The 18,410-nt window shown below is 34.9% G+C and carries 21 protein-coding genes and 1 pseudogene; 12 read left to right on the top strand and 10 right to left on the bottom strand.

Going from position 1 to position 18,410, the window contains the following annotated elements:
• Positions 1–1,010: 1,010 nt before the first annotated feature.
• The 5 genes from LC076_RS21755 to fabL form a co-directional block, all read right to left on the bottom strand.
• Entirely contained in the window at positions 1,011–2,753 is a 1,743-nt protein-coding gene (locus tag LC076_RS21755; RefSeq protein WP_226671247.1) for an ABC transporter ATP-binding protein, read from the bottom strand.
• A 335-nt stretch (positions 2,754–3,088) separates the two neighbouring features.
• Positions 3,089–3,619 (bottom strand): DUF402 domain-containing protein, encoded by a 531-nt coding sequence (locus tag LC076_RS21750; protein ID WP_226671246.1) that lies wholly within the window; start codon positions 3,617–3,619, stop codon positions 3,089–3,091.
• 146 nt (positions 3,620–3,765) lie between these two features.
• A complete protein-coding gene (locus tag LC076_RS21745; RefSeq protein WP_226671245.1) occupies positions 3,766–4,020 on the bottom strand; it encodes a YgaB family protein in 255 nt (84 codons plus the stop codon).
• 238 nt (positions 4,021–4,258) lie between these two features.
• Positions 4,259–4,459: a gamma-type small acid-soluble spore protein gene (locus LC076_RS21740; protein WP_226671244.1), complete on the bottom strand. Its 201-nt coding sequence runs from the start codon at positions 4,457–4,459 to the stop codon at positions 4,259–4,261.
• 164 nt (positions 4,460–4,623) lie between these two features.
• Positions 4,624–5,379 carry an enoyl-[acyl-carrier-protein] reductase FabL gene (fabL, locus tag LC076_RS21735; protein WP_226671243.1) on the bottom strand — a complete coding sequence of 252 codons (756 nt, stop codon included), beginning with the start codon at positions 5,377–5,379 and terminating at the stop codon, positions 4,624–4,626.
• 147 nt (positions 5,380–5,526) lie between these two features.
• Here fabL and LC076_RS21730 point away from each other — a divergent pair, with 147 nt between their 5' ends.
• Positions 5,527–5,751, top strand: coding sequence for a hypothetical protein (locus LC076_RS21730; RefSeq protein ID WP_226671242.1), 225 nt, complete (start codon positions 5,527–5,529; stop codon positions 5,749–5,751).
• Positions 5,752–5,948: 197 nt separating this feature from the next.
• Here LC076_RS21730 and mutY read toward each other — a convergent pair whose 3' ends face one another.
• Positions 5,949–7,037: an A/G-specific adenine glycosylase gene (gene mutY / locus LC076_RS21725; RefSeq protein ID WP_226671251.1), complete on the bottom strand. Its 1,089-nt coding sequence runs from the start codon at positions 7,035–7,037 to the stop codon at positions 5,949–5,951.
• A 239-nt stretch (positions 7,038–7,276) separates the two neighbouring features.
• Here mutY and LC076_RS21720 point away from each other — a divergent pair, with 239 nt between their 5' ends.
• Entirely contained in the window at positions 7,277–8,257 is a 981-nt protein-coding gene (locus tag LC076_RS21720) for a metal-dependent hydrolase (protein WP_226671241.1), read from the top strand.
• 434 nt (positions 8,258–8,691) lie between these two features.
• On the opposite strand, the gene LC076_RS21715 is transcribed toward LC076_RS21720, so the two are convergent.
• A complete protein-coding gene (locus LC076_RS21715; protein ID WP_226671240.1) occupies positions 8,692–8,961 on the bottom strand; it encodes a YfhJ family protein in 270 nt (89 codons plus the stop codon).
• Between the two features lie 114 nt (positions 8,962–9,075).
• Here LC076_RS21715 and LC076_RS21710 point away from each other — a divergent pair, with 114 nt between their 5' ends.
• Positions 9,076–9,240: a small, acid-soluble spore protein K gene (locus tag LC076_RS21710; RefSeq protein ID WP_072581049.1), complete on the top strand. Its 165-nt coding sequence runs from the start codon at positions 9,076–9,078 to the stop codon at positions 9,238–9,240.
• 34 nt (positions 9,241–9,274) lie between these two features.
• Complete coding sequence (locus LC076_RS21705) at positions 9,275–9,436, top strand: YpzG family protein (protein ID WP_146950454.1); 162 nt, start codon at positions 9,275–9,277, stop codon at positions 9,434–9,436.
• Positions 9,437–9,462: 26 nt separating this feature from the next.
• Here the strand turns inward: LC076_RS21705 and LC076_RS21700 are convergent, their stop codons facing one another.
• Both LC076_RS21700 and recX read right to left on the bottom strand, forming a co-directional pair.
• Entirely contained in the window at positions 9,463–9,795 is a 333-nt protein-coding gene (locus tag LC076_RS21700) for a YfhH family protein (protein ID WP_226671239.1), read from the bottom strand.
• A gap of 20 nt (positions 9,796–9,815) precedes the next feature.
• A complete protein-coding gene (recX, locus tag LC076_RS21695; RefSeq protein ID WP_226671238.1) occupies positions 9,816–10,619 on the bottom strand; it encodes a recombination regulator RecX in 804 nt (267 codons plus the stop codon).
• Between the two features lie 118 nt (positions 10,620–10,737).
• Between recX and LC076_RS21690 the strand changes: the two genes are divergently transcribed.
• The 7 genes and pseudogenes from LC076_RS21690 (at position 10,738) to LC076_RS21660 (ending at position 15,737) form a co-directional block, all read left to right on the top strand.
• The gene (locus LC076_RS21690) at positions 10,738–11,640 is read left to right on the top strand and encodes a TIGR01777 family oxidoreductase (RefSeq protein ID WP_226671237.1); all 903 of its coding nucleotides are present in this window, start codon (positions 10,738–10,740) and stop codon (positions 11,638–11,640) included.
• A gap of 29 nt (positions 11,641–11,669) precedes the next feature.
• Positions 11,670–12,797 carry an amidohydrolase gene (locus LC076_RS21685; RefSeq protein WP_226671236.1) on the top strand — a complete coding sequence of 376 codons (1,128 nt, stop codon included), beginning with the start codon at positions 11,670–11,672 and terminating at the stop codon, positions 12,795–12,797.
• 460 nt (positions 12,798–13,257) lie between these two features.
• Entirely contained in the window at positions 13,258–13,815 is a 558-nt protein-coding gene (locus tag LC076_RS21680) for a GNAT family N-acetyltransferase (protein WP_226671235.1), read from the top strand.
• A 155-nt stretch (positions 13,816–13,970) separates the two neighbouring features.
• The gene (locus tag LC076_RS21675; protein WP_226671234.1) at positions 13,971–14,099 is read left to right on the top strand and encodes a YfhE family protein; all 129 of its coding nucleotides are present in this window, start codon (positions 13,971–13,973) and stop codon (positions 14,097–14,099) included.
• Between the two features lie 79 nt (positions 14,100–14,178).
• On the top strand, positions 14,179–14,373 hold the full coding sequence (locus tag LC076_RS21670) for a YfhD family protein (protein WP_146950448.1): 195 nt from the start codon (positions 14,179–14,181) through the stop codon (positions 14,371–14,373).
• Positions 14,374–14,675: 302 nt separating this feature from the next.
• Positions 14,676–15,176 (top strand): annotated as a pseudogene (locus tag LC076_RS21665) (N-acetylmuramoyl-L-alanine amidase family protein); the annotation flags it as partial.
• A complete protein-coding gene (locus tag LC076_RS21660; RefSeq protein ID WP_226671250.1) occupies positions 15,159–15,737 on the top strand; it encodes a peptidoglycan-binding domain-containing protein in 579 nt (192 codons plus the stop codon). The pseudogene LC076_RS21665 and the gene LC076_RS21660, both read left to right, overlap by 18 nt.
• A 118-nt stretch (positions 15,738–15,855) precedes the next feature.
• On the opposite strand, the gene LC076_RS21655 is transcribed toward LC076_RS21660, so the two are convergent.
• Positions 15,856–16,989: a DEAD/DEAH box helicase gene (locus tag LC076_RS21655; RefSeq protein WP_226671233.1), complete on the bottom strand. Its 1,134-nt coding sequence runs from the start codon at positions 16,987–16,989 to the stop codon at positions 15,856–15,858.
• A gap of 935 nt (positions 16,990–17,924) precedes the next feature.
• Here LC076_RS21655 and LC076_RS21650 point away from each other — a divergent pair.
• Positions 17,925–18,122, top strand: a complete 198-nt coding sequence (locus tag LC076_RS21650; RefSeq protein WP_226671232.1) for a hypothetical protein — start codon at positions 17,925–17,927, stop codon at positions 18,120–18,122.
• Positions 18,123–18,410: the final 288 nt, after the last annotated feature.

The following is an 18,410-nucleotide window of genomic DNA, read 5'->3' as shown; positions in this document are numbered from 1 at the left end:
TGTATAAAACACATGGAAGTTCCGCAAAAAAAATGTTGGTGGGATTTGATAATAATCTTTAAAACAGGTCTGAATGATAGTTGAAAATATTTGTTCAAGAATTTACACAAGATTAAGGAATTGACTCCAAATCTAATCCGCTTGACCATCATTTCCTGAGTTTATCGGCGATTATTTGTTTTTATCGGCGATTTTCTCAAAATATCAGCGATTCCGCGAATTTATCAGCGATTATCCAGATTTATCAGCGATTCTTCAAAAGTAGACCAAATTCGACACTGCAGGCGCCCATTCACCTCGTAAAACTCTCACAATCCTTCAAAGTGCTCCCACCCCACAAATACGGTGTGAAAACGTGCCGAAATGCCAATCATGCAGCTGTTACTCATCTTAGATGCTCCTTAGTTAGAAGCTGGACCCTATTTTGTTCGTCTGTTTTAGAAAAACCTTTAGAATAGTCCATTTTCAGTAAAGGCATAAACCCTTCCTCTTATCTTGAAAAAGAGGTGGACGACTGCGGTTTTTGTCGAAAATAGTCTAATCGAAGATAAATTCGCAAAATCGAAGATAAATCTGGAAAATCGTTGATAAATCCACAGAATCGAAGATAAATCGAAAAAATCGTTGATAAAGTGACTTCAAATTGCCCCCCCTACAATTACTGTGCGAAAACATGCCGAAATGCCAATCATGCAGCTGTTACTCATATTAAATGGTCCTAATGTAATTAATCTCTGGAATATAAATAGGGCTATCCTCTTTTGGATAGTCATTTTCGGATTGGCTTCTAACTTTTTATGGGAGAATCAGCATAAATATTTGGCACAGACTATAAACTTAGGCTGCTTCACTGCAAATTCACCCCTTCCAAACCATGCTTCCTGAGTTTATCGGCGATTTTCCCAAAATATCAGCGATTCTTCAAAAGTAGACAAAATTCGACGACACACACCCACACAAAAAAGCCACATCTCCCAATATAGAGAATGCGGCCTCACCTTCTACCTAAATTATTCAATCTGTTGAATCTGAAACAATTTATAATAATGTTCTTGCTTTGCCATTAGCTCTTGGTGTGTGCCTTCTTCAACGACTTTTCCATCTTCGATAAGTACAATTTTGTTCGCATGTGTGATTGTGGATAATCTGTGTGCAACAACAAACGTTGTTCGTTCTTTTGCAAGATTTTCTAATGCCTCTTGAATAAGATGCTCACTTTCTAAATCAAGAGCTGATGTGGCTTCATCTAACACGAGGATCGGTGGATTTTTCAAAAATACTCGAGCAATCGAGACACGTTGTTTTTGACCTCCAGAAAGCTTAACTCCTCGTTCACCTACTTTTGTATCATAGCCTTGAGGCAATTTCATAATAAAATCATGGGCATTTGCCGATTTCGCTGCAGAAATAACTTCCTCTTCTGTTGCATCAGGCTTGCCAATTAGTATATTTTCTCTGACAGTATTACTAAATAGGAAGGTATCTTGAAGAACCATACCAATTTGCTCTCGTAAGCTTTGGGCTTGGTAATCTCTAATATCAAGATTATCTAAAAGAATTCGACCATCTGTTACATCATAAAAACGTGGTAATAAGCTGACAAGTGTTGATTTACCGCCTCCGCTCATTCCAACTAATGCAACTGTTTCTCCTCTTGTTACTTTTAGAGACAAACCTTCGATAATTAATGCTTCATCCTCTTGATAACGGAAAGATATATCTTGGAATTCAACTTCCCCTTTAATATCCTTAGCCACTTTTGCATTTGGTTTATCAACAACTTCATATGGTACATCAATAAATTCAAACACCCGATCCATTGAGGCAATTGCTTGTGTTAATGTTGTTGATGAATTAATTAATCTTCTTAACGGATTATAAAGCTGCTCAACATAGGCAATGAATGCAACCATTGTTCCAATTGTTAACTGACCATGAATAACCTGATATCCAGCAAAGCTAATAACGATTAATGGAGCGATATCGGTTAATGTGTTAACAACAGCAAATGTTTTTGCATTCCAACTTGTGTGATCAAGTGCTTTTCCAAGAAAATTAGAGTTTTCTTTTGCAAATTGATTCTGTTCAAAATCTTCTGTAGCAAAACTACGGATAACCGGCATCCCCTGAACGCGTTCGTGCAAATGACCTTGAACCTCCGCAAGTGCCTGTGAACGAACTCTTGTCAGATGGCGTAGTCTTCCATAAAAATATTTAACAGACAGACCATAAAAAGGAAACAGAATGATCGAAACAAGTGTTAACTTTACATCCATTGTTAACATAATTCCAACAGCGATAATAATTGTCGCCACATCAAGCCATACATTCATCAATCCAGTTATAACGAAGTTCTTTGTTTGTTCTACGTCATTAATCACTCGAGAGATGATCTCACCTGCACGAGTATTTGCATAATAACGCAAACTTAATTTTTGCAGGTGAGTAAATAATTGGTCTCTTATATCATAGAGAATTTTACTTGCTGTCCATTGAGCAAAATATTGACGATAATATTCAACCGGTGGGCGGACAATAACGAATAAAACGAACATTCCTCCCATTAAGGTTAATAAGGTATTCGTTTTTTCAGCATCTGATCCAGTCCCACCGATCACATCATCTACCACATACTTTATAATTAATGGCAATAACAGTGGAATTGAAAATTTTATCACACCGATAAGAACCGTACCTATAATTTGTAGACGATAAGGTCTAACAAATTTCATATATCTTTTTATTACCCCCAAAGAAATCCCCCGTTTCTTTACAAAAGGCTCAGTTAACTTAATAGTTGATCTCTACTGTTGCTATCATTTTTAAACGGTCAGTCCGCTAGCCACCACAGTACGTTATAATCTCTATTCAACAGGAGTGCTACGCATTCTGCATCATTTAATAATGATCTAAAATGAAACCAACAATGAACTTTAACTTAGCCTTTCCAAAAAGCACAAACCTGATCTCAAAAAAATGAAAAAAGGTTACCAACCTACATATGAAAAAGGCTGACTCTAGCTTATCACACCCCAACATTATTCAATGTTGGAGCACAATACTGAGCCACCCTTACTACCTATCACTATTATCTTACATATGTTAAGTAACGTTCATACCACTCATCAATAAATTCTGGAGCAAAAGGACCTTTTTTTTGCCGAATCCATCGAAGTAAAGTTTCTAAATTATTTCTTAAAATAATATCAATTACTTCAGGGTAATTCATTAACTGGCTGTGTTCCTCATATTCATCTTCATCCAATATTGTATAAGTCATGTCAGGATAGACTTTCACATCGAGATCGTAATCAATGTATTTTACCGCTTCCTCATCCCATACGAATGGTGAGCTTATATTACAATAGTAGTAAACACCGTCTTCTCTCAACATCCCGATTATATTAAACCAATGTCTAGCATGGAAATAACATATCGCTGGTTCTCTTGTTACCCACGTTCTTCCGTCTGATTCCGTTACAATGGTTCTGTCATTTCCACCGATTATACAATGTTGTGAACCCTTTAAAACCGTAGATTCCTCCCAGACTCTGTGGATGTAACCATTATGCTTATAACTATGTATTTGGATTTTATCTCCTTCCCTGGGAAAGCGCACTTTTCTCCCCTTCTTTCGATTTCATTGATCGCTTCATGAAGAATTTCATAAACGTCCACGTAATGTATTTCCTTCCATTATAACGTTTGTGAAATAAAAAAGAAAACAAAAGAAGTCATTCCACGTGAAATGACCCCAAACATTACTTATGATACAGTTTCAAATTTTTGATCTTCATACGATTTGATCACATCTTCTGTTTGCTGCTCAAAAACCTGTTGAATCTTGTTTAACTCCACCTTCATATTTTCTATCTCATTTTGAACAGATTGCATCTTTGTTTCATCTTGCAATGCAATCAGCTGTTTTTTAATATCTTGGCATCTTTCAATTTCAGACTGCAAATATAATAACTTATCCATCGTTTTTAACTGTTCTCCTACTAATTGATCAAAATTCATCTTTTCCTCTCCTTTCTGCTAAAGAGAAATAAAATAGTGTGTACATAATAAATTCTCTATTTCATCATTCAACCCTTTGACTATTTATGTAGAGTAAACAGAAGTTTTGTCGTTTTATCATTTTTATGTATGGAAAGGCCATATGAAAGGCCTGTAGCTAATGGTATAAAACGTATCTTTCATTTACAAAAAAGACACCTCCCCATATGTATGGGAAGGTGTCTTTCGCATCTGCTAATTAAGAGTTTTGGTTCTTGTTAGCTTCAGCTTGTTGGTTGTATTTTTTCACGTGTTGAACATCAGTAGAGCTAGCAAATTCAGTACCATATTGGCCTGCACCTGCTTGTCCGCCTTGTGCGCTTTGAGCGTTTTGTTGTTTAACATGTTGGATGTTTGTACCTGATGCTGTTTTACCAGCTTGGTTGTTGTTCTGTGCCATTAATATCACCTCCACGAAATATAGATTGTCCTGGAGGTGAATTTTATATCCACAAAAAAATCATTTTTTTATAAAGTTTTTTTACCTATGCTTTTAAATCCATATATACCGTTGTTAAACAAGGATTTCATTTTCAAATACCAGTGTCGCATCCAAAAAAATATTTAAACTAAAATCGAGCGACCACCATCAACGATTAGTGTTTGCCCTCTAATCATAGAAGCTTTATCTGTTAATAGAAACTCAATTGCGTTAACCATATCTTCTATTTCAACCATTCTTCCAGCTGGAGTATTTTTTCTTGCGTCCTCTAGTAATTCCTCCCGATTAGGGAAATGCTTAAGCGCATCTGTATCAACTGCACCACCTGAAACTGCATTGACAATAATATTTTTTGGTGATAATTCAACAGCCAAATATCTTGTTAATGCTTCTAAAGCTGCCTTCGACACACCAACTGTCGTGTAATTTTCTAAATACCGGATAGATCCAAGTGAACTTGTGCTAACAATATATCCTCCACCATTTACATCCATTAGCTTTGCTGCTTCTTGAGCACAGAAAAGCAATGCCTTACTGTTAATATTCATTGTCCAGTCCCAATGACTTTCTTCAAGCTCCATTGCAGGCTTTTGAACTCCTGATGCAGCATTATTGACAAAAATATCTAATCTGCCGAACTGCTCCTCAATTTGCGCAAACATCTCTTTTATTTTTTCTGGCTTACCAACATTCGCTTTAATTGCAACTGCCTTCACACCAAGCTTTTCAATTTCTTCCACAACCTCAAGTGCTGCTGTTTTACTTCGAGCATAGTTAACGATAATATCATAACCTCTCTCAGCTAAACGTATTGCCACTGCTCTTCCTATTCCACGGCTACTTCCTGTAATAAGTGCCACTTTATTTTGTTGACTCATATTGTCAGCTCCTTATATGTAAACAATCGTATAGATGTATTCATTGTATCAGATACTATAGTGAAACTTCTATCTTGGTTGAAATATCTCTTTTTCATTTTTTTAAACAGATGGAATCAACAAGTTAGATATTAAGGGGGATATACTATGTACGTAGGTCGCGATATGACAGAGCTATCAATGATGTCAAAAAAAGAGTGGAAAAAGGAAGAATTAGCGTTTTTTCACCACTCCCTTCAACAAGTTGTACCTTACTTAAATTCTGAAGGTCAAACAATTCATCGAGAAATTGTTGAAGAAATAGAGGCACGCGGGGGCTTGAAGCGCAATGAAGCAGATTGGACTCACGGAACAAGAGTTCAGTATGATTGAATAAAAAAAGCATAAGCGAATAGGAAAAGAAGGTGCATTTTCCCCTTCAATTCCTATTTGACTTATGTCCTTGGGGTTTGGAATAACTAGTACTTGAGCTATTTTATTATTTATTCCGTCTATCCGCTGGAGCCTAGAGCTAGACCCTAAAATTAATTTTGATGCGTTCTATCTCATAAAAGAAGGCTCTGCTCGGGTCAGCTCTCTTTATAAATTTGATATATTTTTTGATGTGAAACAGGAAACGCATATTTTTGTAGCTCTTCTTCAGTAACTAAGATGAGCTGAGTATCTGAAGCATTTTTTACTTTTCCAATAAAAACTGAAATATTCCAAATAAGATGAGAAAATACGTGTTGAACTGTTCCTGATAATTCTGAAAGCTCAGCATCAATATTATATTCAGTAGCTAAAAATTCTCCTAACTGTTCACGATATGTTTTTCCACTAACAGAATCTAGCTCTAAATTAGGATGTTCCCAAAGATTTGCAAGTAAGCCAGCGGGTGGACGTTTATGAATATAAAAGTTACCTTTGTTATCATATAAAACGGCTGCAGCCATTTGAAGTGGCTTTGGCTTCTTTTTTTTACTTTTAATTGGTAAATCTGCTTGTACCCCTTCTTCAAACGCAGTACAATGCTCACGAACTGGACAAAGCAGACACTTTGGTGAAGTTGGTGTACATATTAATGCACCAAGCTCCATAACTGCTTGGTTAAAGGAAGATGGATCTTCTTTTGAAATTAATTCATAAGTAACTTCTTCGAATATTTTACGTGTTTTCGTTTTAGCAATATCTTCCCATATAGAGAGGATTCTAGAAAGGACTCTCATGACGTTTCCATCAACTGCAGGTTCTGGGATGTTGTATGCAATACTTAATATCGCACCTTTTGTATAAGGTCCTACACCTTTTAGCTTGGAGATTTCCTCTGGGGAATTTGGTACCTTTCCACCATAAGTTTCTTTTACTTCTCTTACTGCGGCCTGTAAATTTCTAACTCGTGAGTAATAGCCAAGTCCTTCCCATGCTTTTAACACATCCTCCTCATCAGCATCGGCTAAAGCGGTTATGGTAGGAAATTTTGTAATGAATGCGTTAAAATATGGAATAACTGTATCAACTCTTGTTTGCTGAAGCATGATTTCAGAAACCCAGACCTTATAAGGATCTTGATCCTTACGCCAAGGTAAGTCTCTTTTTTCCGCTAGATACCAATTAATTAAATCTTGTTGAAAAGCTTGTATAGGAAAGCTTGTGAGCTTATTTTGAACATCGTTAATCATGGATATTTTCCTCCGGATGTTATTTTCCTTCATTTTTGGGAAAATAAAGAGTAAAGAAGTATTAATTCGCTTAATACCTTTATTAAGAATAGTACAAGACACCAGTTTTATAAAGCATAGATGTTTAAAACAAGGCACATTGGACAATATTACCACATATAAATTCAATTGAACCTATTAGGGTTATCAAGGTAAAGTACTAACTCCTTTTAGAGTAAATATGAGGAGGGAATTGTTTGGATACTGGAACACATATTGTAATGGGAATAGCTCTTGGCGGGTTGGCAACACTTGATCCAGCTGTTGGTGTTGATAATCCTACAGCACAAGCAGTTATGATTGGGACAATTATTGGGTCTCAAGCACCCGATTTAGATACCATTTTAAAGCTCAGAAATAATGCGAAATATATTCGTAATCACAGAGGAATCACTCATTCTATTCCAGCCATTTTTATATGGTCCTTTTTAATCACTGGATTACTAACGATTTTTATTCCTGAAAGCAATTTACTGCATTTATGGCTTTGGACATTGTTCGCCATTGTGTTACATGTTTTTGTTGATATATTTAACGCATATGGTACACAAGCTTTACGGCCATTTACGAAAAAGTGGATAGCCTTAGGTGTTATTAATACGTTTGATCCTTTTATCTTTTTTGCCCATATCGTCGGGATTATTATCTGGATTTTAGGTGCTCATCCTGGCTATACATTTTTAAGTGTTTACGCGATATTAATTGGTTACTATATCATTCGTTTTTCCATGCAAAAAAATATTGTTAAACAATTACATGAGAAACTCGATGACGTTGAAAACATAATCATTTCACCAACCATGCGCTTTAGACAGTGGCACATAGCTGTTATGACAAAGCAACATTTTCATGTAGCCAGATCAGTTAACGAAAAACTCATATTTCTTGATGAATTTGATCGAGTACCTGTCCCACAAACAAAGATTATTAAAGCTGCAGAAGAAGATGATAACATCTCAGCATTTCTCTCTTTTTCACCTGTTTACCGGTGGGAAGTTGATGAGTATACAGATCATTACGAAGTACGTTTTATTGATCTAAGATACCGGAGTAAAGGGTACTATCCTTTTGTTGCAATTGTTCAATTAGATCAGGATTTAAACATTGTTAGCTCATACACTGGATGGATTTTTAGTGAAGAAAAGCTTCGTAAAAAGCTCGAGCTTATTCCGGAATAATGAGAGAGGTTTGGACATATTAAAGAAATCATACAAAAAGACGAATTAATCCATATTCAGTTAAGCTGAAAGAAACAAGTTCGTTCCATTGCGCTGCAAACACTTGCTTTCCACGGGGAGGAAGCTGAGCCTCCTCGGCAAGCCTGCGGGGTCTCAGCCTTTCCTCAATTCCCGTAGGAGTCAAGTGTCTTCCGCTCCATTCCACTAGTGCTTAAAAATAGTATGCAAAATCAAAAAAACTATTGATGACAGCAAATAAAAACCCGAACTATTAGGCGAATGATTAATTGATATCTCACCTTATAATTCGGGTTTTTCATTAGTTTAAATACTTATGTCCCAACCTCATTAAGTGTCTATCCGATAACGGAAAAGGTCTAAGGTAAATTAAAGTACAATAAGATAACATCTTTCCTTCTTAAACAAACGTTTAATTAATGCTTTATATAGTCATCTTTATTCAATAAATGGCTGTATTTAGGGTTTGTTGCAATAAATTCATGAAGTTTATCACCATAGTGTGTGATTAGTTGCCTTACAACCATTTCTGTCATTTCTTTCCCTTTATACGTTCTGCCGGCCTTCGCTTGAGTTGATTCAAAATCTTCCCATAACAATTCAACCCATGTTCTTGCTTGAGCATATGAAAGGGTGTTGTTTTTTTCTAATAATTCTTTAGTTAATTGTTCAAAGTACATTTCCATAATTCTCACCTCTAGGTAGGATTAGCTACTTATATTTTTCGTCAGAAACCCTATACTATAAATACGCTTCAGTTAATGAAGCAACGACCGAATGATGATTTGGAGGGGATTGCTTTGCGTAACAAAGAAACTGGATTTCCCAATATGAATAACAACAAGTTTGAAGGCGAACCTAGAGCAAAAGCTGAATATGCTTCAAAAAGAGCGAACGGAACCATTAACACTCATCCACAAGAACGAATGAGAGCTTCTGGAAATCGTGAAAAGCCTTACTCTTAACACACGCTAACCAAACTTGCGGAGGTGCTACCGAATGGGTACAAATAAGAAGAAGAAATTCTATGATAATTTGTATTCAAATGCCTTTACTCAGCCATGGGCTAATCCTAAACATTCTCACGCACAAGTGAATGGAGAAACCCAACAAACCCAAGATCTCATCATTCTTGAAAGACAAACTAGAAAACGCTCATAAGAGTGCATGTGAAGACTGACAGTCCTTTATGACTTGTCAGTCTTCATTAGCATTGAAATCGGTAAGGCTTCCTCAACAGATGGTGTTGACATTCTAAAGCCCCAAGCGAAAATTCCATTCATATAATTAATCTTAAAATACTCACCAGGCGCTCCTTCTACCTCATAAGTTTCTTCTGGTTTATAATCTTTAGGATTTAACAAATAAGATTTAGCCATCGTAATTTTACGCTCTAGAACAGCATATTCATTAACAATCCCTAGCTGTTCAGCTTTTCTAGCTTTTTCTTTAAGAGTTCCAATTTCTGTTTTTAATTCATATTCGGTCATTTCACTATATCTTTTTTGATTAGCAGTCATGCTTCCATATCCCCTTGTTGTTATGATTGGTTATCCAAATATTTTTCGATAAGTTCGATTGGGAATCCTTTTCGGTATAAAAATTGCTTCATCTTCATTGAATATTGATAAGGTTCTTCATTTTGAAATTTTTTCTTTGCCTTTTCAGCATGTTTTTCAAGAGCAGACCATTCCTCTGATTCATTTTGTTCAAATTGTACTTCTTCCAAAGCAATTGAAATGATTTGAAAGGAAAATCCTTTTCTGACTAAATGCTGCTCTATTTTTTGCTTTAGTAGTACTGTTGAAAGCTTATTGTTTTTTTTCAGAACCTTTTGTGCATGTGAAATGGCTTCTTCTATTTGTGCATCTTCATTATATAATGATAGTGCTTGTTCAACAAAATCCTGTTCAATACCCTTTTCATAAAGTTCTCGCTTAATGACAGTAGGTCCTTTACCATTTGTTTGCCATTGTGTACGAACATAGGCGATCGCAAATTCAAGATCATCTACATATTTGTAGTCCTTTAGTTTAAGAACTACTTCAGTTATAACAGCATCATTATATTCTTTTTTATGAAGATAATCTTTTACCTCTTTAATAGACCGCATACGATAGCTTAAATATTCTAATGCTTTATTATAGGCCTTTTTTATGGAGTCTCCATACTGTATTTCAATGATCTCAAATTCATCAAGCTCTTTCCCTTTTTGCAAATTGAATTTTATAAAAACATCTTGATCAACACTAAAAGCATATTTCTCTCCACTTCCATCGTCTAAAAAAATATTCAATCGATCATCCGTCTTTTTCTGTGTTGTTATTTTCGTAATAATCGCCATAAAATCACCTTCTATTTTAGAACATATTTTAAAACACATTATCATGTGGATATTTCTACTGAAAAGGGTATAAATGAAATAGATACGTTTTCTACTATAAGTAAAGGAGTGACATTTTATGAAAATTGCCATAACAGGCGGAACAGGTTTTGTTGGTAAACACTTAACTGATTATTTTTTAGATAAAGGTCATCATCTATATATTTTAACACGAAGTGAAAAAACTTCTTCGCAAAACAACTTGGAATATGTTCAATGGTTATCAAATGGATCAGACCCTGTTTCCTCATTGGAAGGAATCGATGTCATGATTAACCTTGCAGGAAAATCAATTAATGATCGATGGACAGATGAAGCAAAAAAAGCAATTGTACAAAGTCGAGTGAAAGCAACGAAAGAAGTGTACTCAATCATTTCAAAGCTGCAAAAGAAACCTTCTGTATTAATAAATGCAAGTGCAATCGGCATTTATGGAACATCATTAGATAAAACCTTTACAGAAGAGTCTACGGAAAGAGGCACAGATTTCCTCGCAGAAACTGTAAAGGTTTGGGAAAAAGAAGCTTCTAAAGTTGAGGAACTTAACGTAAGAACTGTATTTACTAGGTTTGGAATTATTCTCGGAGAGGAAGGCGCTTTGCCTAAAATGCTTCTTCCTTATAAGTTATTTGCAGGAGGTAAGCTCGGGTCTGGTAAGCAATGGATGTCATGGGTGCATATCGAAGATCTAGTCCGTATCATTGATCATGTCATCAAAACAAATACGATATCAGGTCCTGTAAATGTAACCGCTCCTAATCCTGTTAGAATGAATGAATTTGGTCAAGTGATTGGACAAACGCTAAACCGTCCACATTGGCTGCCAGCACCAGCTTTTGCCTTGAAAACATTTTTAGGAGAAATGAGTATATTAATTTTAGAAGGACAAAAGGTATTACCAAATAAAATTCAAGAACAAAATTTCAAATTTTCCTATCCTCAACTTGATCAAGCTTTAGAAAACATATTAAAATCATCTTAAAAAATGTTTCTTGAGAAATGGAGATCATGATGAAGTCAACACTTTTTAAACAAGCAACAGTCTACCCTGTCACCTCAGCTGTTAAATATGAAACAGATGTATTAGTTGAAAATGGAAAGATTAGTGCTATTGGTAAAAACATTCAACCAGATGTAGATACAGAGATAATCAATTGTAAAAACCACTATTTATTTCCTGGCTTTATTGATGTTCACACACATTTGGGTTTATATGACGAAGGAACTGGATGGGCTGGAAATGATGCGAATGAAACGATTGAACCACTTACTCCACATATTAGAGCATTAGATGGCGTTCATCCGCTTGATCCTGCTTTTCAAGATGCAATAAAGTATGGAATTACAACTGCTCATGTTATGCCAGGAAGCGCGAATGTGATTGGTGGAACAACCTCAGTGATTAAGACCCATGGTATCAATATTGAAAACATGATTATTCAAGAAACAGCTGGATTAAAGATTGCATTAGGTGAAAATCCAAAGCGTATGCATAGTCAAGGAAATAAAGATTCCATTACCCGTATGGGAATTATGGGGATGCTCCGTGAAGCCTTTTACAAAGCAAAGTATTGTGATGAAACAGAAGACTTTCGATCCATTCCTATTAAACAGGCTTTACGCAGGGAAATACCTGTCCGCATCCATGCTCATCGTGCAGATGACATCATGAGCGCCATTCGATTTGCAGAGGAATTTAATCTTGATTATCGAATTGAGCATTGTACAGAAGGTCATTTAATTGCTGATGAACTACAAGGTAAACAAGCAAAGGTTTGTGTAGGCCCTACGTTAACAAGAAAATCAAAAATTGAATTAAAAAACAAAAGCTGGTCAACGTATCAAGCTTTATCTGAAAAAGGTGTTGAAGTATCAATTACTACAGACCATCCATACACACCTATTCAATATTTAAATATTTGTGCTTCGATAGCTGTTAGAGAAGGCTTTGATGAACAAAAGGCACTAGAAGGAATTACAATAACAGCAGCACGTAATTTGAGAGTAGACGATATCATAGGAAGTATTGAAATCGGTAAAGACGCTGACCTAGTCGTTTGGAGCCATCATCCATTTCATTATTTATCAAAACCTCTTTTCACAATGATCGATGGAAATATCGTATATACAAGTAGGTAGAATTCATAAAAATTATTATTTTAGTATCATTAAAATTAACTACTTTACCAATCATCATCCTATATCGAATTAAAGCGCTAAACCGATATCACAATGTGTATATTTCTTAAATAGAATTTACCAAATCACGAAAAAACCTTATGCAATAACAACTATATTAAAATAAATATTTTTTTTTTGTAAATCGACAAAAAAGGAGTATCTTTTTCATTTAAATTGACGTATTATACTTCAAGGAGCGGTAAGAAAAAAAAGCACAAGTGTTTAAATTGCTTTTTTAGTTTCTTACCTACAAAACTTAATTAGTAATGGGAAGGCAAATGGTGCGCCACCATCTTAACTGGTTCTAGTGGGTTCGATTCCCACCCCGAAATTTTTTAAATGCAAATCTTTATAAAAAAATTTCGAGGGTGGGTAGACCATGACACGTGGAGTCTGCCCTCATGTTGGAGGGATCCAAATGCTAAAAAAACGTGATGTACATGATAGTCATGCACTTTATGATCACATGGTTCACCCAGATGTCTTCCCATTTGTACGCCATAAAGCAAATTCATTTGAGGAATATTTATTTTTAACAAAACAAACAGTTGAGGCCGAAGAACGTGGTGAATTGATATCACGTACCATTTTAGATGAATGGGGCTCTCCAATTGGAACGATTAGTCTTTTTGACATTCAAGAAAAAGCTGGTTTTTTAGGCACTTGGATTGGTAAACCATATCATGGCAAAGGCTATAACAAACTTGCAAAAGATGCTTTTTTCCATGAGCTATTTTATGAGCTTGATATTGAAACGATCTTTTTACGCATTCGCAAAAAAAATGTTCGTTCCACAAAAGCAGCTGAAAAGCTACCTTACGTTGTTAACGCAAACGAAACAAGAGCGAATTTACTTGAGCAAATTAATAATGGTGAAGATTTGTTTAACTTATTTGAAATCACCAAAGACTTATATACATTTTACACATACCAACAAACTTCTGAGGTTGATGAGCACCACCTTAAAGAAGCTTAATATAGCTATTTAAAGCCAAGTGTTGATCATTTCATCACTTGGCTTTTTTATTGATTCTCTTCACATTTCACCTTACTTATCTTGTTAACTTGTATGAACTATTACTTCTTTGTCCACAATAAGGAAGAATACTTTAAAATGAGGAGATGTTTAAGATGGCTACAGATCGAAAAAAACGTGATAAGTCAAAAAGTACTCTTTCTAGTATGCAAGAAGTTACTTATTCAAGGGAATTCCAAAAAGCAGATCGTGCCGGTGGATACATAAGTAAATCTAAACATTAACTTCCAACATGAAAAGGATAAAAAAGAGCCATCCTAATGGTTGAACAATAATGTTCAACATTTAAGGGGGGCTTTTTTCATGGGTAGAGGACATCAGCATAATCATAAAGCACGTGACAAAAATTCAACCACTTTACCACAAACACCGAAAAACCTTAAAAAAGACGGGGTTGATGAGGAATTCTCTCGAGAATTAGCTGACCAAGAGGATCTAGAAGCTCAAGCGAGAGCAAATGCAGCTAATCAACGTCAAAGTACAAACAGAAATTTATAATGCTTTTATGGAAAAAGGGTGAATTTTCACTCTTTTTCCACATATGTGGATAAAAACCACTATAAATGTGGATAACTCGAAATAATATTTGTGGATAGTGTGGGTATATATGTTGGTATCTTTATAATCAAGAATATTTCTTCCACAGTTCATGTTGATAAATATTGGAGAAAAAATACATAAATTGTTGATAATGTGGATAACTCTACTTACATCTAAACGATAGCACATATTAACTTCTACCTTCATATACTTTAATGGAACAAGTTTGTCAAAAAAGTATATGACAGGAGTGAAGTTTAATGGCTTACGAGATCACTCGTGATTATATTCGTACTGGAAACTCTAGACCTGGTATACGAATTGGTACAGTTCGTTTTATTGTTAGCCATGATACAGGGAATCCGGGTTCAACAGCATATGGAAATCGAAACTATTTTGATACACAACAACCTTCTGCCTCTGCACACACCTTTATAGATGACAATTATATTTTAGAAATTATCCCTTTAAATGAGATAGCATATCATGTACGTTCAAATGTTCCGGGTGATAACAGACGTTATGGAGCTAATGCAAATGACGCTGCAATTGGAGTGGAGTTATGTCATGGAGGAGGCATTAATTTTCAGTTAGCATATGATCGTTATGTGTGGTATCATGCCTACTTATGTGACAGATTTAATTTAAATCCTAATACAGACATTATTGCTCATGCCACTCTTGATCCTTCACGAAGAACAGATCCAATAGGTATATTAAGAAGTAATGGAATATCATGGTCAATGTTTATAGATGATGTTGTCGATGAACTACGGGATTTTTCTGGAGAAGTTGATGAAGACTCACCTCCACGTCCTACACCCTCTAGACCTCAAAGACCTTCCGCAAGCTCAAGACTACCTATAGGTGATGGTGATTCAGGGTCATTTGTCAGAGATGTGCAGCAGCAACTAATTGATGCTGGCTATGGTTTACCTCGCTATGGAGCAGATGGTATTTTTGGGGAAGAAACAGAAAACGCTGTAATGAGATTTCAAAGAAACTATAATTTAGCTGTAGATGGACTAGTTGGGCCAATGACTATTTCAAAGCTACAGCAAGTTTTACAACAAAAAGTATCAGCTCCTGATTTCCCATTACCAAATGGCATTTTAAGACGTGGTGATCAAGGAAATGCTGTAAAACAAGTTCAAAGAGCTCTAAATCAAATAAATTTCAAACCAGGGGCTATTGATGGTATTTATGGACCTAATACAGAAGACGCTGTTCGAAGATTCCAATCCATGTATGCAGCATTAGCTGATGATGGTATTTATGGACCTAATACCAGAAGATATATTCGAATGGAATTAGATGAGTAATTTTTATGTATAACCTTTCTTCAGAAAACATATAGTATTATTACAACAAGAATTTAACACCAAGAACAAACAATAAGAGGATCGCTCATTGATTGAGTTATCCTCTTATTTCTTATCTTTATTCTTCTATTACTAGCTCTCCTCTATATAAGTGAGCTTTTTTTAGTGTTATATTTATTTCTTTTGCTATTTTCTTTAATTCTCTTACTTCTCTTTCTGTGACAATAGAAATGACTGTACCTTCATTTCCCTGCCTTCCTGTTCTACCTGAACGATGCACATATTGATCACTATTTAATGAAAGATCATAATGAATTACATGCGTGAGACCAGAAATATCTAACCCCCTTGCTGCAACATCTGTTGAAAGCAACAAGCCTTGTTTATCTGTTCTCAAGCTCTTCAGTGCCGCCTCTCTTTTTTCTTTACTTGTATCACTGTGTAAAAGATGAAGATCAACACCTTTAAACTCTAGTTTTTCTGCAAGAACATCAAGATTACCAATGTCTTTAACAAATCCTAATGCCTTCATTGGTATATTCTTCACTAATCTTTCTAGCATTGAAAGCTTTTCTCTCTGTTCACATACAACATAGGTATGATCTACTTTTCCAACAGGCACTTCATCTAGACCTATCTTTACAATTTCCAAGTTATTTTTCATAAAGTCTCTAGCTTTTGATTCTGTGCTTTCATTTAATGTTGCTGAAAACAGAACAATTTGTCTTTCATTTAATGTTGTTTTGATGATTTCCTTTAATGTATTCTTATGTTCTGCTGCTAATAATTGGTCTCCTTCATCTAATACCAATGCTTGTACAGCATGCATTTTTAGCTTTTTCATTTTTATTAATTCATGTAATCTACCAGGAGTACCAACAATAATTTGCGGGCTTTTTTTCAGCTTTTCTACCTGACGTTTAATGTTCGCACCACCAATAAATGAAGCGCTTGTCAAATTACTACCCTCAGACCATTTCTTTATCTCCTCAAAAATCTGCATAACTAGCTCTCTAGATGGAGCCATAATTACAATTTGCGCTGATTTTTTATTTTCATCAATACGATTAAGCAATGGCAATACATAGGCTAATGTTTTTCCTGATCCAGTCGGTGATTCTGCAATAACATCTTTTCCTTCTAATATAGGTGGAATAGCTTTTAATTGAATGGCTGTTGGTGCTTCAAATGTAGCCTTCTCCCAATTATCTTTGATAAATGGTTTTAATTCTTGTAAAAAATTTTGTGTCATACTTATTCTCCTTCTGCTAAATTACTTTAATATAGTAGAACCATAATGGACATTTCAAAAAAGGCTCAATCACCAGAATATTTCTATGTATAAAAGTTTCTTAGTTTATAAATATTTATTTTTCACTAAAGTACCTATTATTATGATACAGAATATAAAAGTCATCACTTATCGTACCGTTTTATCGCAATAAGTGCAAAGATATTTTAAATTAGACTCTTCTTATACCTTGCTATGTTTTAAGAATTCTTTCAAATTAACGCTGATTCTGTTAGAACCAGTGTTTTAACGTATAAACGTTCAATATGTAGAAGAAATATTTCCACTAGTTTGTCCATCAGAATTCCATAAACAATAAAATTCACGAAAAAACATTTTTTATCAAAACCTATATTCAATAAAAAATGCTACTCTACATAACAAAAACTAACAACTCCAATTTACCTTTCGTCATATTTCCCCAGAAATAATTCTCATTCACCAAAATCTGATTTAACCAAAAAGCACAATACGACAAGTAACTAAGCATAGAAGTCTTAAGTGAAACGTACCTAAAACCCTATTTTACTATTTTCTAAGAAGTTGATTTTTTCTTAAGTCAATAAAGTCTGGATACTCTTCAAAAAAATTTAAAAAAAGTTCAATTTCTTTTAAAAAAGATGTTTAACACGATTAAAAACAGGGTAATACCCCACTAGCAATCAAAAAAAACAATAATGTATGCGCTTGTATTAATAAAATGTGATCTTCTAATGAGCTCTTATTATGAAAACATTGCACTATATTTACATAAAAAAATTCAAAAATAGAGCTTAAGTAAAAATTCTAATATGTGATAAATATTTGAAAGACAAACAACTATGGTTGCAAATTAGCATTTACTTTTTATACCTGTAGGTTCAGGTAGATAATAGAGAGATAAGGTGGGAGAATAAATGGTTAGACAAATCCAAATCAAGAAATTAAATGATATCAATGGTGAATTATCTTCTATTTCAAGTGAGTGTGAAAAAGCATTTGCAGCATGGATAAAGGATCGTAGTAATAATAAATTATTTAAAGAATATCGTGAATTGCTTAGCAAACGTGATCGAGTAATCAAAGAATATAAATCATGTATTGTTGTGAATTAATTTGTTGTTTAGTTTAGCTAACGAGGCTGTGACATAAGTATTTAATTTAATGATTAACCCGAATTATAAGGTGATACAATTAATCATTCGCCTAGTAGTTCGGGTTTTTAATTGTCGTCTTCTATAGACTTTTTGATTTTGCATACTTTTTTTAAGAATCAGTGGAATGGAGCGGAAGACACTAGGGCACCTACGGGAATTGAGGAAAGGCTGAGACCCCGCAGGCTTTCCGAGGAGGCTCAGATTCCTCCCCGTGGATTGCGAGTGTCTGCAGCGCAATGGAACGAA

The sequence above is a fragment of the Metabacillus litoralis genome (genome assembly GCF_020524045.1).
Classification (GTDB): Bacteria; Bacillota; Bacilli; order Bacillales; family Bacillaceae; genus Metabacillus; species Metabacillus litoralis_C.
Note: the sequence above shows the minus strand (reverse complement) of the source record. Positions and strands in the feature narration are given on the sequence as shown.